The sequence below is a fragment of the Bradyrhizobium sp. UFLA05-109 genome (assembly GCF_054185165.1).
In genome coordinates, this window is record NZ_JBBIAR010000125.1 from 1 (window position 1) to 13,365 (window position 13,365).

Here is a 13,365-nt window from a genome sequence, read left to right on the forward strand (position 1 = left end):
GTATAAGAGACAGAGCCACGACCCCGCCCGCCGCCTCCGCCCCGGTTCAGGCCGCCGATCCCTTTGGCCAGGAGATGACGCTGGAGCCAAAGAAGGTCGTGATGGCCAAGGGCAGTGCCAACTGGGATTCTGCCTTCGACACGCTGATCGATTCGTTCAAGGCGCTGAATGCGCTTTTGGACAAGCAGGGCATCAAGCCCGCGGGCAATCCGATGATCGTCTACACCTCGACCGACGACACCGGCTTCACCTTCCTCGCCGAGATCCCGATCGATCAGGAGCCCAAGAACCTCGGCAAGGACATGAGCATCGGCAAGTCGCCGGAGGGCAAGGCGCTGAAGTTCGTCCATCGCGGCTCCTACGACAACATGGACAACACCTATGAGGCGATCACCAATCACCTCGACGACAAGAAGCTGGAAGCCAAGGACACATTCATCGAGGAGTACCTCACCGATCCCCTGAAGACGGCCGAGGACAAGCTCGTGATCAACGTCTATGTACCGCTGAAGTGAGAGTGATGAAGAGCAACGCGATCATGGCCGCTATTTTTACCGCCGCGCTCGGCGCGTCTCCTGCGCTTGCCGACGATTTTCCGTCAGCGATCTCGGTGAGCGGGGAGGCGAGCGTTTCCGCGGCGCCTGATCTCGCGCAGATCGATGCTGGCGTTGCAAATGACGCGAAGACTGCGAAAGAGGCCTCCGACGCCAACAACGCGGCGATGGGCAAGGTGCTGCTGGCCTTGAAAGGCGCAGGCATCGATGAGAAGGACTATCAGACCTCGCGGCTGTCGCTCCAGCCGCAATATGTGACCTCTTCCAAGACCTCGGACCGCGCAACCAGCATCGTCAGCTTCCGCGCCAGCAACCGCGTCACCGTCAAGATCCACGACGTGACCAAGGTGGCCAATGTGATCGACACGCTGGTGGGTGCCGGCGCCAATGATGTCGGCAACATTTCCTTCGAGGTGACGCAAGCCTCGAAACTGCTCGACGGCGCCCGCGAGCAGGCGCTCGCCGACGCCCGCCGCAAGGCCGAGATCTACGCGAAGGCGGCCGGCGTCACGCTGGGCGCACCCATCAGCATCTCCGAAGGCGGCGGCCCGATGCCACTGTTCAAGAGCCGCATCGCCGCCGCACCAATGGCCGCAGCCCCGGCGCAGGTCGCTCCCGGCGAGGAGACGCTGTCGGTGACGGTGAATGTCAGCTGGGCGATCAAGAAGGATCAGTAACTCTTGTGTCCCGGACGCGCTGCGGCACGTAGTGACGCTGCGCAGAGCCGGGACCCCATCTACTTGCGCACAGTCTGGGCCCCGGCTCAGCAGCGCATCACTGACGTGCTGCGCTGCGTCCGGGGCACGAGACGAGAGCTAGATCTCCACCACCTGCCCCGGCTTCAGCGCCACGAACCGCTCGCGCGGGATGTTCGCCGCATCCAGGGCTTCGTGCAACGCCCTCGCTGGCGCGTCGATCGCCTCATCCGTGAGCTGGAACGTACCATGGTGATGCGCCAGCGCAGCCTGCGCGCCGCAATCGACCAGCGCCTTCACGGCGTCTTCCGGATTCATGTGCTGCTCGCGCATGAACCAGCGCGGCTCGTAGGCGCCGATCGGCAGGATCGCAAGACGCAAGGGCCCATGCGCTTCACCAACGCGGCGGAAATGCGTGCCCTCGCCATAACCGGAGTCGCAAACGACATAGATCTTCCCCGCAGGCGTCTCCAGCACGAAGCTCGCCCACAGCGCCCTGTTGCGGTCGAACAGGCTGCGCGCCGACCAGTGCCGTGTTGGCACCAGATGCACGGCAATGCCGCCGCCGAGCTCGACGCGGTCGTGCCAGTCGAACGCCTCGGCGCGGATTGCGCCGTCGCGCTCACGCATGGTGAGATCATTGCCGAGCGGCGTGATGACGCGCGGGGCGAAATTCTTGGCGAGCCGCGACAGCGTCGCGATATCGAGATGGTCGTAGTGACCGTGCGAGACCAGCACGACGTCGATCTTCGGCAGCCTGTCGAAGGCGATGCCGGGATCGTTGTGGCGCTTCGGTCCGGCCCAGCCAACCGGCGAGACCCGCATCGACCAGACGGGATCGACGAGGATGTTGAGCCCACCGGTCTGGATCAGCCAGCTCGCGTGGCCGACAAAGGACAACCGCACCTTGCCGCCGTTGACCTCTGCCGGCGGATAGTCGGCATAGGGGCTTGGAACCCATTTCGGCCAGACCGACCGGTCGCGCTTGCCGCCAAATTGCCAGCGCAGGACCTCGCGCAGCGATTTCGGCGGCACCCCGTTGGGGTCGAAGAACTTTTCGCCGTCGAAATGATCCGACGGCGGTCCGGAATAGGTCTTATTGCTGCGGCGGGTCATTTAACGGCCCGAATGGCCCCAAAATAAAGGTTCCGGCATGGAATAAGCAGCCGGACCGGCCCCTTCAAGATGCGGCATTTCGGCTTGTTTCCTTGACTTTTGTGCCTTGCGGGGGTTTAAGGCCGCACCACTTCTCGGAAAGGCTTTCTTTTCGACCCGCCGACTGGTCCCTGAGGCCAGAGGTCAACGCCCGACAGCGCGATGCGCCCTCGGGCGCAAAGGTGTTTGGAAGGTCGCATTTTTCGCGAGCAGGACAAAGGACGACTTCATTGTTCGACAATCTGTCGGAAAGGCTTGGCGGCATCCTCGATCGTCTGACGGGGCGCGGTGCGCTGACCGAAAAGGACGTCGACGCCGCGATGCGCGAGGTGCGCCGCGCGCTGCTGGAGGCCGACGTCGCGCTCGAAGTGGTGCGCAGCTTCACCGAGCGCGTGCGCGAGCAGGCGATCGGCGCGACCGTCGTGAAGTCGGTCACGCCCGGCCAGATGGTCGTCAAGATCGTCCATGACGAGCTCATCAACACGCTCGGCGCCGAAGGCCAGACCATCGACGTCAATTCCGTGCCGCCGGTGCCGATCATGATGGTCGGCCTGCAAGGCTCCGGCAAGACGACCACCACCGCAAAACTCGCCCGCCGCATGGTCCAGCGCGACAAGCGCAAGGTGCTGATGGCTTCGCTCGACGTCTACCGCCCGGCGGCGATGGAGCAGCTGGCCGTGCTCGGCCGCGATCTCGACATTCCGACACTGCCGATCGTCGCGGGCCAGCAGCCGCCGCAGATTGCGAAGCGCGCGCTGGAAGCCGGCAAGCTCGGCGGCTACGACATCGTGCTGCTCGACACCGCCGGCCGCACCACGCTCGACGAAGAGATGATGGCGGAGGCAGCCGCGATCAAAGCCGCCGCCAACCCGCACGAAGTGCTGCTGGTTGCGGATAGCCTCACCGGCCAGGACGCCGTGAATCTCGCGCGCTCCTTCGATCAGCGCGTCGGCCTCACCGGCATCGTGCTGACTCGCGTCGACGGCGACGGCCGCGGCGGCGCTGCGCTGTCGATGCGCGCGGTCACCGGCAAGCCGATCAAGCTGATCGGCACCGGTGAAAAGACCGACGCGCTGGAGGATTTCCACCCCGACCGTATCGCCGGCCGTATCCTCGGCATGGGCGACGTGGTGTCGCTGGTCGAACGGGCCGCCGCCAACATCGACGCCGAGAAGGCCGCGCGCACCGCCGAGCGGATGCGCAAGGGCCAGTTCGACCTCAACGACATGCGCGAGCAGCTCTCGCAGATGGCCAATATGGGCGGCATCAGCGGGCTGATGGGCATGATGCCCGGCATCTCCAAGATGAAGAACCAGATCGCGGCCGCAGGGATCGACGACAGGATCTTGAAGCGCCAGGTCGCGATCATCGATTCCATGACGCGCGAGGAGCGCCGTCATCCCGACCTGCTCAAGGCCAGCCGCAAGAAGCGCATCGCCGCAGGAAGCGGCCAGAGCGTCGAGCACGTCAACAAGCTGCTCAAGATGCACCGGAACATGGCCGACGTGATGAAGGCGATGGGTTCGGGCAAGCGCGGCCCGCTCGCCGGTATCGCGCAGGCCATGGGCTTTGGAGGCGGCATGAAGATGCCCTCGCCCGAAGAGATGAAGGCGCTGCAGGAGAAGATGCAAGGCGCGGGTGGCGGCGGACAGGGCCTGCCCAATCTGCCGAAGGATTTGCCCGCTGGCCTGCGCCAGGGCCTCCCTAATGTGCCGGGGCTCACGGGCCTCAGCAACAAGCCGACCCTTCCGGGGCTCGGCGGCTTCCCCGGACTGGGGAAGAAGAAGTGACGTCACTCTCTCGTCTCGTCATTCCGGGGCGTGCCGTCCGAACTCGGGTTTACCCGAGTTCGGTTTTGAATTTGTCCAAGTCGGCAACAGCCGACTTGGATGCGCGCGCCCCGGAATGACGAGCTGATTTTTTCAATTAACCACACTCAGGAGACCAGAATGTCCGTCGTTATCCGCCTCGCGCGCGCAGGCACCAAGAAGCGCCCCGTCTATCACGTCGTCGTCGCCGACTCGCGCTTCCCGCGCGATGGCCGCTTCATCGAGCGTCTCGGCTATTTCAACCCGCTGCTGCCGAAGGACAACGAGACCCGTCTCAAGCTCGACATGGACAAGGTGAAGGCCTGGCTCGCCAAGGGCGCGCAGCCGTCGGACCGCGTGATGCGTTTCCTTGACGCTGCCGGCGTCAAGAAGCGCGAAGCGCGCAGCAACCCGCAGAAGGCCGTGCCGCGCAAGGAGCGCAAGGCGCAGGCCGAAGCGGCCGCGAAGGCCTAAGGCTAGCGCATGCCGGCGCTGGTCTGCGTCGCGCGGATCGGCGCCGCGCATGGTGTGCGCGGCGCGGTCAAATTGTGGACCTTCACCGAAGATCCCTTTGCCGTGCGGCGCTATGGTCCGCTTCTCACCAAGGACGGCAAGCGCCAGTTCGAGGTCGCGCAAGCGCGCGAGGCCAAGGATCATCTGGTCGCAACGTTCAATGGCGTCACGACCCGCGATGAGGCCGAACGGCTCAACGGCATCGAGCTCTACGTCGCGCGCGAAAAGCTGCCCGCGACGAACGAGGACGAATACTACCACACCGATCTGATCGGGCTCGCCGCGGTCACCACGGCCGGCGAAGCGCTCGGCCGCGTGCTCGCAATCCATAATTTCGGCGCCGGCGACATCATCGAGATCGCTCCGCCGAAAGGCACGACGCTGCTGCTGCCGTTCTCCAACGCGGTGGTGCCGGAGGTCGACCTCGCAGGCGGGCGCGTCGTGATCGCGCTGCCGCAGGAGATCGAAGGCGAGGACGAAGCCCCAGCGACGTGACGAGGCGGTGACGCCGGAGACGCGGCGAAACGACTTGCCATTGCCGTCAGGCTCGTGCACGTTACGGTTGCACCCACCCGCGAGTCCTATCCCTCCGGAGATATCAATGTTGTGTCGCTGTCTTCTGGCAACGATCGGCCTGCTTGCGTCCGTCACCGCCCTCTGCGCCCAAACGCCTCAAAATCCTTCGGCCGCGACCACCGAGACCCCAGCGGTGGAGGCCATGGAAGACCCGCAACTCGGCGACCACTGGACCTACGAGCTACGCGACGAGATCACCGGTGATCTCAAGTCGACGATTACGCACACCATTACCGACATCTCGCCCACGGAGATCGGGATCAGGCTGGCGGTGCTCGGGAAATCGGACGTCGGCTATCAGAGCTATGATCGCTCCTGGGACATGATCACCAATGGCGTGTGGCGATCCACCCCCAATGACGGCATGGGGATTCGCACTCCGCTCGCGGTCGGCAAGAGTTGGCCGGTGAAGGCCACCGACTTCAACAGCACCTCCGGCGTCAGCCTGAAACGGACGGGTACGGCAAAGGTGACGGCCAAGGAGAGCCTCACCACGCGCGCTGGAACGTTCGAAACCTACAAGATCGAGATATCGATCGAATCCCGCAATGCCAACGACACCACCAAGAAATATCTGGCTGAGCAGCAGATCTGGTACGCGCTTTCGATCAATCATTGGGTGAAGCGCACTTCCGTCAGCCGTTCGGACGGCCGGGTGCGCGACCGCAGCATGGTCGAACTGATCGAATACGGGCGCCGCTGACCGGTCGGGTCGAGAAGAGCGATTATGGTGGGGGATTTCTGATGCTTCGAAAATCGATGATGGCGATCGCTTGCCTGCTTGCTGCGAGCACGTCGGCCTGGGCCGCGGACGATGCACCGGCAACTTCGGCGGCCCCTGCCGCTTCAAAACCGGTGGTCACAATGGAGGAGCCCCTCCAGGGCGACTTCTGGACCATTGAGGTGCATGATGAGATCAGCGGGACGGTGAGCGCAGTCCGCACGCACACCGTCACCGAGGTCTCCCCGACCGAGATCAGCATCCGCGTCACGACCGAAGGCAAGGAATCCCCGGGCCTGATCGTCTTCGATCGATCGTGGAATGTGAAGACCTCGGGCGAGTGGAAATATCAACCCGGCGACGGCAGCGGCATCCGTACGCCACTGAAGGTTGGCGATAGCTGGAATTTCTCCGGCGACGACGTCAACTCCGGCAAAGGCAATATCTGGAAGCGCTCAGGCCGTTCGAAGATTGTCGGTCAGGAAACCATCACCACCAAGGCCGGCACGTTCGAGACGTACAAGATCGAAACGACGCTCACCAGGCGCCCGACCAACGACCCGACCCGCAAGAGCAACATTACGACCGTGACCTGGCACGCGCCGGCGATCGACCACTGGGTGAAACGTACCTATGTCTCGCGCAGTAACGGCCACCTGCTGATCAACAACGTCCTCGAGGTCGCCGCATACGGCCGCAAGCAATAGCCCCGGCGGGGGCTCGACCTCTCGGCCGCAATGCCCTAACCAGCGGCCATGACAAACCCCTCACCCTGGCGCGCGACGGTGCTGACGCTGTTTCCGGAGATGTTTCCGGGGCCGCTCGGCGTAAGCCTCGCCGGCCGGGCGCTGGCCGCGGGCCTCTGGGGGCTCGAGGCGCGGGACATCCGGGCGTCCGCGACCGATCGTCACCGCAGCGTCGACGACACGCCGGCCGGTGGCGGCCCGGGCATGGTGCTGCGAGCGGATGTCCTGGCCGCAGCCATCGATGCCGCCGAAATCGGCCCGGAGCGACCAAGGCTCCTGATGAGCCCGCGCGGTCGGCCACTGACCCAGGGTCGCGTCGTCGAGCTTGCACAGGGCCCAGGCCCCCTGATCGTCTGTGGCCGGTTCGAGGGGATCGACCAGCGGGTGATCGACGGACGAGGCCTGGAGGAGGTCTCGATCGGCGACTACGTGCTCTCAGGCGGGGAAATCGCCGCGCTGGCGCTGATCGACGCCTGCGTCCGGCTCTTGCCGGGGGTGATGGGCAAGGAGGCCTCGGGAGCCGAGGAAAGCTTCTCGGACGGCCTCCTGGAATACCCCCAGTACACGCGCCCGCAGCTGTTTGAGGGGGTTCCGATCCCCCAAATCCTGACCTCAGGCGACCACGCCAAGGTCGCGGCTTGGCGGCGGGCCGAATCCGAGGCCCTCACGGCCGTTCGGCGACCGGATCTGTGGGAAAAAGCGGCGAATCGGGCCTCCGGCCAAAAAACGCCAAAAAACACGACAGACGGGTGACAAACGCTCCCGCTTGCCTTATAGGAGCGGCCAAATCCGCAATGGCTGGATAAACGAATTTCGCGCAGCCCCCTCTTTTCGTGGCTGGGCGCGCCGATGGAGAATTACCCATGAACCTGATCAAGCAGCTCGAAAAAGAGCAATTCGACAAGCTCTCCGCCGGCAAGGAGATTCCGGAATTCGCCCCGGGTGACACCGTGATCGTCAACGTGAAGGTCGTCGAAGGCGACCGCACCCGCGTGCAGGCCTATGAAGGCGTCTGCATCGGCCGTTCCGGCGGCGGTCTCAACGAGAGCTTCACGGTGCGCAAGATTTCCTACGGCGAGGGTGTCGAGCGCGTATTCCCGCTGCTCTCCCCGATGATCGACTCGATCAAGGTGGTGCGCCGCGGCAAGGTGCGTCGCGCCAAGCTCTATTACCTGCGCAATCTCCGCGGCAAGTCGGCCCGCATCGTCGAGAAGCAGGACCGCGCGACTGCAGTCAACGAGTAATCTTCGCAACAGGCGGATCGACAAAAGGCGCGGGGCTTGGCTCCGCGCTTTTTTGTTTGCGCTCACGCCAAGCGAGTAGTGCCCGTCCCTCATTGAGGAGCGCGGAACGCGCGTCTCGAAGGATGAAGGCCCGGTCCGTGGCCTCGCCCTTCGAGATGCGCGCCAAGGCGCGCTCGTCAGGGTGAGGGGCATGCCCTGTGCGAGCATTGAAACCACTCGCGCTTCCAAATTGGCCTGCTATATATTCCTTGGAATGTTTCCAGATCAGACCAGCAACGCCCCCATCAACCGCATCGTCATCGACGATCGTTCGCGGCTGCCTGGCCGGTTCTTCGGACGCTTTGCGACCTCGGCAACGTCAGAGCTTAGCTGCGCAGCTTGAATGCTGCGCTGACGATTTTGTTGTTCGCGCGTAACCCGCGCCTCTTCGCTTACTCAACATTGCTGGAGCTCACGCTCATGTCCAAACCGACCACGCTGTACGACAAGATCTGGAACGACCACCTGGTGCACGAAGCCGAGGACGGCACCTGCCTGCTCTACATCGACCGCCACCTGGTGCACGAAGTGACCTCGCCGCAGGCCTTCGAAGGCCTGCGCGCCACCGGACGCAAGGTGCACGCGCCCGAAAAGACGCTCGCCGTCGTCGACCACAACGTGCCGACCACCGATCGCACCAAGCCGAACCCCGACCCCGAGAGCATCGAGCAGATCAAGGCGCTCGCGGAGAACGCCAAGGAATTCGGCATCGAATATTACAACGAGTTCGACAAGCGCCAGGGCATCGTCCACGTCATCGGCCCCGAGCAGGGTTTTACGCTGCCCGGCACCACCATCGTCTGCGGTGACAGCCACACCTCGACGCATGGCGCGTTCGGCGCGCTCGCGCACGGCATCGGCACGAGCGAGGTCGAGCACGTGCTGGCGACGCAGACGCTGATCCAGAAGAAGGCGAAGAACATGCGCGTCACCGTCGACGGCAAATTGCCGGAGGGCGTGACGGGCAAGGACATCATCCTGGCCATCATCGGCGAGATCGGCACCGCGGGCGGCACCGGCTACGTGCTGGAATACGCCGGCGATGCAATCCGCGCGCTCAGCATGGAAGGCCGCATGACGGTATGCAACATGTCGATCGAAGGCGGCGCCCGCGCCGGCCTCGTCGCCCCTGATCAGAAGGCGTTCGACTTCCTGCGTGGCCGCCCCAAGTCGCCGCAGGGCGTAGCCTGGGATGCCGCGATGCGCTATTGGGAGAAGCTGCGCTCCGACGACGGCGCGCATTTCGACCACGAGCTGCGGCTGGATGCTGCCAAGCTGCCGCCGATCGTGACCTGGGGCACCTCACCTGAGGACGTGATCTCGGTGACCGGCCTCGTGCCGGATCCGGACAAGATCGAGGATGAGGCCAAGCGCCTCTCCAAGCATCGCGCGCTGAAATATATGGGCTTGGCCGCGGGCACGAAGATCACCGACATCAAGCTCGATCGCGTCTTCATCGGCTCCTGCACCAACGGCCGCATCGAAGACCTGCGCGCTGCGGCGAAGATCGCCGAGGGCAAGACCGTCAGCGCCCATGTCAACGCCATGGTCGTGCCGGGCTCCGGTATCGTGAAGGAGCAGGCCGAGGCCGAGGGTCTCGACAAGATCTTCATCAAGGCCGGCTTCGAATGGCGCGAGCCGGGCTGCTCGATGTGCCTCGCCATGAACCCGGACAAGCTGAAGCCGGAAGAGCGCTGCGCCTCGACCTCGAACCGCAATTTCGAGGGCCGCCAGGGCTTCAAGGGCCGTACTCATCTGGTCTCGCCGGCGATGGCGGCGGCGGCTGCGATCGCGGGTCACTTCGTTGACGTCAGGGATTGGCGCTGAGCCAACCCTGCGCAATTCTAACGATCCCGGCAAGCGTGCCTTAAGCGGCATGCCCCAAGACTTCATCCTCGCGGCGAGCTCGCGAGGATGAAAAGGCCATGGCCAACAAGCCGGAATATGTCGATCTCATCACCGATGCGACGCGCCAGCATCGGCGGCGCGCCGCGCCGCTGCGCGTCCTCGCCAAGCCGGAGGTCGAGGAAACCTCGCGCTTGAGCCGTTGGCCGCCGGCGATGTTCCGGCAATGGAAGCTCGACAATCTGATGCGATGGAAGTCTGCTTCCTGGAAGCTCAGGGATTAGCTCTGAGCTGACGCAGCTCAAACCAAGGGCGCCTCGCGGGCGCCCTTTTTCGATTCAGCCGTTGCGTTTCACATCACCAATAGCGATGCCGCCAGCCCCAGTGGTGCCAGCGATGCCAATGGTGCCAGCGGCAGATGCGGCGCGGACCCCAATGAGTCCAGATCACCCGGCAGCGGTGCCAGCGAGGGTAGCTGTAATAGGGATAGTAGCCGCCGTAGAAGCGCCGGTGGAAGTAGCGATGCCGGTAGTAGGGACGGTAGATTCCATAGTGACGATATCCGCCGTAGCGATAGCCGCCGCCGTGAAAGGCCGGCGCGGCACGGAAGCCGCCGCCGTGGAAACCGCCGCCACGGAAACCGCCGAAATGCGCACCGCCGCCGCCGTGAAAGCCTCCGCCGCCGTGAAAACCTCCACCACCACGGAAGCCACCCCCGCCACCACCGTGGCGGACCTGCATGACCATGTCATCGGCGGCGGCTTTGGCGGCCGGTAAGGCGACCGGATTGATTGGGGTCAGCGCCTCGGCGCGCTCTGCAGTCCCTGCCGACAGCACCAGCGCCGCCGCGGCCGCAAGTCCGAACAAGCGGATCATGCCTGCCCGGGGATCAAGACTCCTCAGCATCAAACCCTCCCTGGATCTGGACAGCGCGGCTGTGAGCCCCGCCTCGACGTTGCGAGGCGGGCTTGGCGGGCGCTGTTCATTCGCGGTCGCTCCCCAAGATTAAGTTAGGGACAGCGACGTGAACCCCTCATGAATGAACAAGGCGCAGAGAGTCGGCTGCGACGGATCGTTGCGAGAGAGTGTGCAGGTGTGCGAACCAACATCGCGCTCACCACCAAGGCCCGAAGCCGAGCACGAAGGGAGCGGGCACGCTGTAAGGATAGGGCCGATAGTAGACGGGGCGCGCGTAGTAGTGTGGCTCATAGGGCGCAGAGCGCCGAACGTGACGCGCGCTGCGGTCATGACGCGGCGCACCGAAATCGACTGTTCGCACTGAGACCTGGTGCGGCGTTGCGACTGACGTCGCCGCAACCGATGCATCAGACAAGACCATCGCCAGTCCCAAAGCACCGGTGATGACGATCGCTGTCTTCATGACAATCTCCATGCCGCCAGCATGGGGCCTTCACGATATCATCTGCAAGCGAAAACAGGCCCGGATACCGGGCCTGTTTTGCCGCCGATCGACGCTTCACCACCAGTGACGGTGATGCCAGTGGTGCCAGCGCCAGTGATGATGGTGCCAGCCATGCCAGCCCACTTCAGTCGTCGTGGCCGCGACATCCTGTACCGACTGAGCGGCGCCGGGATTGATCAGCGATGCGGCCTGCGCGCGCTCGATGGGCGCAGCACATATGAGCGCCGCTGCGATGGCAGCAAGACTGAGCACCTTAGCTTTCGTTGATTGCATGTCGTCCTCCTCCGATCACCAAGTGTGACGTAATGTGTGTGACGCAATCCAGCATGACGTCACGGAGAGGACGCTAGAGGCGACCGGCTGAATCGTGTATGAATGGACGCGCCGCAAAGACGCTGCAAAGAAATGCACGAGACCTGCGGCCAGATATTTTCGAGACCCGCGCAATACATTTCATTTGCGCCAACAAAACCAACCGTCAACGATCGGCGTATCTTCTGGACGACTAAGCGCGATGAAATCGGGATGAATCGTCATCGCGCTTTAGGTTTTTTGTTTGCGCATGATCTTTTCGGAAAACCGCTTCGCACTTTTCCGGATCATGCTTCAGATGCAGGAGATGGTCATGGCACAGTGTCGCGGTGGGCTGCCGGTTTCTCGCCTTGCTGTTTCAACGGTCACGCTGTTCGGCTCGGAGGCGGCGCTCGCCGCGCAGGGACCGGGCGTCGAAGCCGGCACGGCGAGCCCGTTCGCACAAGCGGTGATGGCAATCCTGGTCTATGGCGCATCCGCGCTCGTCGTCGGCGTCGGCCTGATCGGCGCGCTGCGCGGGCGCTAGGCGAGAGACGTCAGCCCCGCCGCCAGTAGCAGCTCATGCGCGGCACGATCACGGTGCCGCTCGGCCGATATTCCTGCACATAGGTGGCATTGCATTCCCGCACCGCGTCCGGGCCGGGATTGTAGCGCGGATAGACCCCATCCGGCGTCTCATACGGCACCACGCGCAATCGCGGCCGGCGGCGCGGCGGCGGGACATCCGGGGGCAAGGCGTCCGGCAAGAAGACCTGGGCCAACCGGATTTCAGCGCCAGTCGTCTGGGCTTTGGCGCCGGAACCCAAAAACAGCGAAAACAACCCCATGCAAAGTAAGATCCGTCCCGCTGTTACCGCCCGCATCGTGCCACCCACCTGAACCGTCCCATCAAGGCGCCGTACGCTCCCCGTTTTGGCGTCGCGCGTCAACCTTGCCACGATCATAAAGCCAGATGCATCGCCGGGGAACCCGCGCTAAGAGGAGGCATGTGGACGGAATTGAAAGCGCCCTCACTCGCCGAAATGGAGGTGGTGGCGCATGACATCTTCGAGCGCCTGCCCAAGCACTTTCGCGATCTCTGCGAAGGCGTGGTCATCCGCGTCGACGACTTCCCGACCGACGAGGTTCTGGACGAGATGGACTGCGAGAGCGAGTTCGACCTGCTCGGGCTGTTCCAGGGGGTCGGCCTGCCGCAGCAGAGCCTTGGTGACGTGGCGCGGCTGCCGAACATGGTCTGGCTCTACCGCCGGCCGATCCTGGACTATTGGGCTGAGCATGAGGAGCGCCTCGGCCATATCGTCCGCCATGTGCTGATCCACGAGATCGGCCACCATTTCGGCCTCTCGGACGACGACATGGCCGCGATCGAGGCTCAGACGGATTGAAGCGGCTCCGCAGCGGCGGCGCGCTCCCTCCCCCGCTTGCGGGGGAGGGCTGGGGAGAGTGTGCGTCCGCAATCGAGAACCCCCAAGAGGAGAGAACCCTCACCCGCGCCTTCGGCATAGCCGAGGCCTCGCCTCGGCGTTCTTAGAACACGGCCGCCGGAGGCGGCCTGCGCTCTCCCTTAAGCGGGAGAGGTGAAGTCCCGATGCCGCACCAGCTCAAGCTCAGACCCGTAAAGCAGATGAGGCCTGCCGAATTTGGCCTAGGATTTGGGCCCCGATCGCGATAAACAGCCGTTCCCCTGACCTACCCGGGAAGCGCAACCATGGACAAGTTCACCACGCTGGAAGG

18 protein-coding genes are annotated in these 13,365 nt (G+C 64.1%); 13 read left to right on the forward strand and 5 right to left on the reverse strand.

Annotated features, from left to right (window positions below):
• Both Q3C01_RS43860 and Q3C01_RS43865 read left to right on the forward strand, forming a co-directional pair.
• Positions 1-515 (forward strand): GyrI-like domain-containing protein (locus Q3C01_RS43860; protein ID WP_458151550.1); only part of this gene is annotated, 515 nt, incomplete at its 5' end.
• A 23-nt stretch (positions 516-538) separates the two neighbouring features.
• Positions 539-1,231 carry an SIMPL domain-containing protein gene (locus Q3C01_RS43865; protein ID WP_458151551.1) on the forward strand — a complete coding sequence of 231 codons (693 nt, stop codon included), beginning with the start codon at positions 539-541 and terminating at the stop codon, positions 1,229-1,231.
• A 138-nt stretch (positions 1,232-1,369) separates the two neighbouring features.
• On the opposite strand, the gene Q3C01_RS43870 is transcribed toward Q3C01_RS43865, so the two are convergent.
• Positions 1,370-2,365: an MBL fold metallo-hydrolase gene (locus Q3C01_RS43870; protein ID WP_458151552.1), complete on the reverse strand. Its 996-nt coding sequence runs from the start codon at positions 2,363-2,365 to the stop codon at positions 1,370-1,372.
• Between the two features lie 269 nt (positions 2,366-2,634).
• Here Q3C01_RS43870 and ffh point away from each other — a divergent pair, with 269 nt between their 5' ends.
• The 9 genes from ffh (at position 2,635) to Q3C01_RS43915 (ending at position 10,180) form a co-directional block, all read left to right on the forward strand.
• A complete protein-coding gene (gene ffh, locus Q3C01_RS43875; RefSeq protein WP_458151553.1) occupies positions 2,635-4,194 on the forward strand; it encodes a signal recognition particle protein in 1,560 nt (519 codons plus the stop codon).
• A 159-nt stretch (positions 4,195-4,353) separates the two neighbouring features.
• Entirely contained in the window at positions 4,354-4,686 is a 333-nt protein-coding gene (gene rpsP / locus Q3C01_RS43880; RefSeq protein ID WP_027523519.1) for a 30S ribosomal protein S16, read from the forward strand.
• 9 nt (positions 4,687-4,695) lie between these two features.
• Positions 4,696-5,220: a ribosome maturation factor RimM gene (gene rimM, locus Q3C01_RS43885; RefSeq protein WP_458151554.1), complete on the forward strand. Its 525-nt coding sequence runs from the start codon at positions 4,696-4,698 to the stop codon at positions 5,218-5,220.
• Positions 5,221-5,326: 106 nt separating this feature from the next.
• Positions 5,327-6,004 carry a hypothetical protein gene (locus Q3C01_RS43890; protein ID WP_458151556.1) on the forward strand — a complete coding sequence of 226 codons (678 nt, stop codon included), beginning with the start codon at positions 5,327-5,329 and terminating at the stop codon, positions 6,002-6,004.
• Positions 6,005-6,045: 41 nt separating this feature from the next.
• Positions 6,046-6,729: a hypothetical protein gene (locus Q3C01_RS43895; protein WP_458151557.1), complete on the forward strand. Its 684-nt coding sequence runs from the start codon at positions 6,046-6,048 to the stop codon at positions 6,727-6,729.
• Positions 6,730-6,777: 48 nt separating this feature from the next.
• Complete coding sequence (gene trmD / locus Q3C01_RS43900; protein WP_458151558.1) at positions 6,778-7,521, forward strand: tRNA (guanosine(37)-N1)-methyltransferase TrmD; 744 nt, start codon at positions 6,778-6,780, stop codon at positions 7,519-7,521.
• A 110-nt stretch (positions 7,522-7,631) separates the two neighbouring features.
• The gene (gene rplS / locus Q3C01_RS43905; protein WP_254101811.1) at positions 7,632-8,012 is read left to right on the forward strand and encodes a 50S ribosomal protein L19; all 381 of its coding nucleotides are present in this window, start codon (positions 7,632-7,634) and stop codon (positions 8,010-8,012) included.
• Positions 8,013-8,471: 459 nt separating this feature from the next.
• Positions 8,472-9,878, forward strand: coding sequence for a 3-isopropylmalate dehydratase large subunit (gene leuC, locus Q3C01_RS43910; RefSeq protein ID WP_458151559.1), 1,407 nt, complete (start codon positions 8,472-8,474; stop codon positions 9,876-9,878).
• Positions 9,879-9,976: 98 nt separating this feature from the next.
• Entirely contained in the window at positions 9,977-10,180 is a 204-nt protein-coding gene (locus Q3C01_RS43915; protein ID WP_458151560.1) for a hypothetical protein, read from the forward strand.
• A 73-nt stretch (positions 10,181-10,253) separates the two neighbouring features.
• On the opposite strand, the gene Q3C01_RS43920 is transcribed toward Q3C01_RS43915, so the two are convergent.
• The 3 genes from Q3C01_RS43920 to Q3C01_RS43930 all read right to left on the reverse strand — a co-directional run bounded on the left by Q3C01_RS43920 (position 10,254) and on the right by Q3C01_RS43930 (position 11,592).
• Positions 10,254-10,802, reverse strand: coding sequence for a hypothetical protein (locus Q3C01_RS43920; protein ID WP_458151561.1), 549 nt, complete (start codon positions 10,800-10,802; stop codon positions 10,254-10,256).
• Positions 10,803-11,010: 208 nt separating this feature from the next.
• Entirely contained in the window at positions 11,011-11,277 is a 267-nt protein-coding gene (locus Q3C01_RS43925; RefSeq protein WP_458151562.1) for a hypothetical protein, read from the reverse strand.
• Positions 11,278-11,373: 96 nt separating this feature from the next.
• Entirely contained in the window at positions 11,374-11,592 is a 219-nt protein-coding gene (locus Q3C01_RS43930; protein ID WP_458151563.1) for a hypothetical protein, read from the reverse strand.
• Between the two features lie 352 nt (positions 11,593-11,944).
• Here Q3C01_RS43930 and Q3C01_RS43935 point away from each other — a divergent pair, with 352 nt between their 5' ends.
• Positions 11,945-12,157 carry a hypothetical protein gene (locus Q3C01_RS43935; RefSeq protein ID WP_458151564.1) on the forward strand — a complete coding sequence of 71 codons (213 nt, stop codon included), beginning with the start codon at positions 11,945-11,947 and terminating at the stop codon, positions 12,155-12,157.
• A gap of 10 nt (positions 12,158-12,167) precedes the next feature.
• Here the strand turns inward: Q3C01_RS43935 and Q3C01_RS43940 are convergent, their stop codons facing one another.
• On the reverse strand, positions 12,168-12,458 hold the full coding sequence (locus Q3C01_RS43940; RefSeq protein ID WP_458151566.1) for a hypothetical protein: 291 nt from the start codon (positions 12,456-12,458) through the stop codon (positions 12,168-12,170).
• A 159-nt stretch (positions 12,459-12,617) separates the two neighbouring features.
• Here Q3C01_RS43940 and Q3C01_RS43945 point away from each other — a divergent pair, with 159 nt between their 5' ends.
• Positions 12,618-13,016: a metallopeptidase family protein gene (locus tag Q3C01_RS43945; protein ID WP_458151567.1), complete on the forward strand. Its 399-nt coding sequence runs from the start codon at positions 12,618-12,620 to the stop codon at positions 13,014-13,016.
• Positions 13,017-13,365: the final 349 nt, after the last annotated feature.

Excerpts from the sequence above, each read along its gene's own strand:
- Q3C01_RS43930 (WP_458151563.1), bottom strand. The coding sequence starts at position 11,592 with ATGCAATCAACGAAAGCTAAGGTGCTCAGTCTTGCTGCCATCGCAGCG.
- Q3C01_RS43940 (WP_458151566.1), bottom strand. The coding sequence starts at position 12,458 with ATGGGGTTGTTTTCGCTGTTTTTGGGTTCCGGCGCCAAAGCCCAGACG.
- Q3C01_RS43925 (WP_458151562.1), bottom strand. The coding sequence starts at position 11,277 with ATGAAGACAGCGATCGTCATCACCGGTGCTTTGGGACTGGCGATGGTC.
- rplS (WP_254101811.1), top strand. The coding sequence starts at position 7,632 with ATGAACCTGATCAAGCAGCTCGAAAAAGAGCAATTCGACAAGCTCTCC.
- leuC (WP_458151559.1), top strand. The coding sequence starts at position 8,472 with ATGTCCAAACCGACCACGCTGTACGACAAGATCTGGAACGACCACCTG.
- Q3C01_RS43865 (WP_458151551.1), top strand. The coding sequence starts at position 539 with ATGGCCGCTATTTTTACCGCCGCGCTCGGCGCGTCTCCTGCGCTTGCC.
- Q3C01_RS43870 (WP_458151552.1), bottom strand. The coding sequence starts at position 2,365 with ATGACCCGCCGCAGCAATAAGACCTATTCCGGACCGCCGTCGGATCAT.
- Q3C01_RS43895 (WP_458151557.1), top strand. The coding sequence starts at position 6,046 with ATGCTTCGAAAATCGATGATGGCGATCGCTTGCCTGCTTGCTGCGAGC.
- Q3C01_RS43915 (WP_458151560.1), top strand. The coding sequence starts at position 9,977 with ATGGCCAACAAGCCGGAATATGTCGATCTCATCACCGATGCGACGCGC.
- Q3C01_RS43890 (WP_458151556.1), top strand. The coding sequence starts at position 5,327 with ATGTTGTGTCGCTGTCTTCTGGCAACGATCGGCCTGCTTGCGTCCGTC.
- Q3C01_RS43920 (WP_458151561.1), bottom strand. The coding sequence starts at position 10,802 with ATGCTGAGGAGTCTTGATCCCCGGGCAGGCATGATCCGCTTGTTCGGA.
- rpsP (WP_027523519.1), top strand. The coding sequence starts at position 4,354 with ATGTCCGTCGTTATCCGCCTCGCGCGCGCAGGCACCAAGAAGCGCCCC.
- Q3C01_RS43935 (WP_458151564.1), top strand. The coding sequence starts at position 11,945 with ATGGCACAGTGTCGCGGTGGGCTGCCGGTTTCTCGCCTTGCTGTTTCA.
- rimM (WP_458151554.1), top strand. The coding sequence starts at position 4,696 with ATGCCGGCGCTGGTCTGCGTCGCGCGGATCGGCGCCGCGCATGGTGTG.
- trmD (WP_458151558.1), top strand. The coding sequence starts at position 6,778 with ATGACAAACCCCTCACCCTGGCGCGCGACGGTGCTGACGCTGTTTCCG.
- Q3C01_RS43945 (WP_458151567.1), top strand. The coding sequence starts at position 12,618 with ATGTGGACGGAATTGAAAGCGCCCTCACTCGCCGAAATGGAGGTGGTG.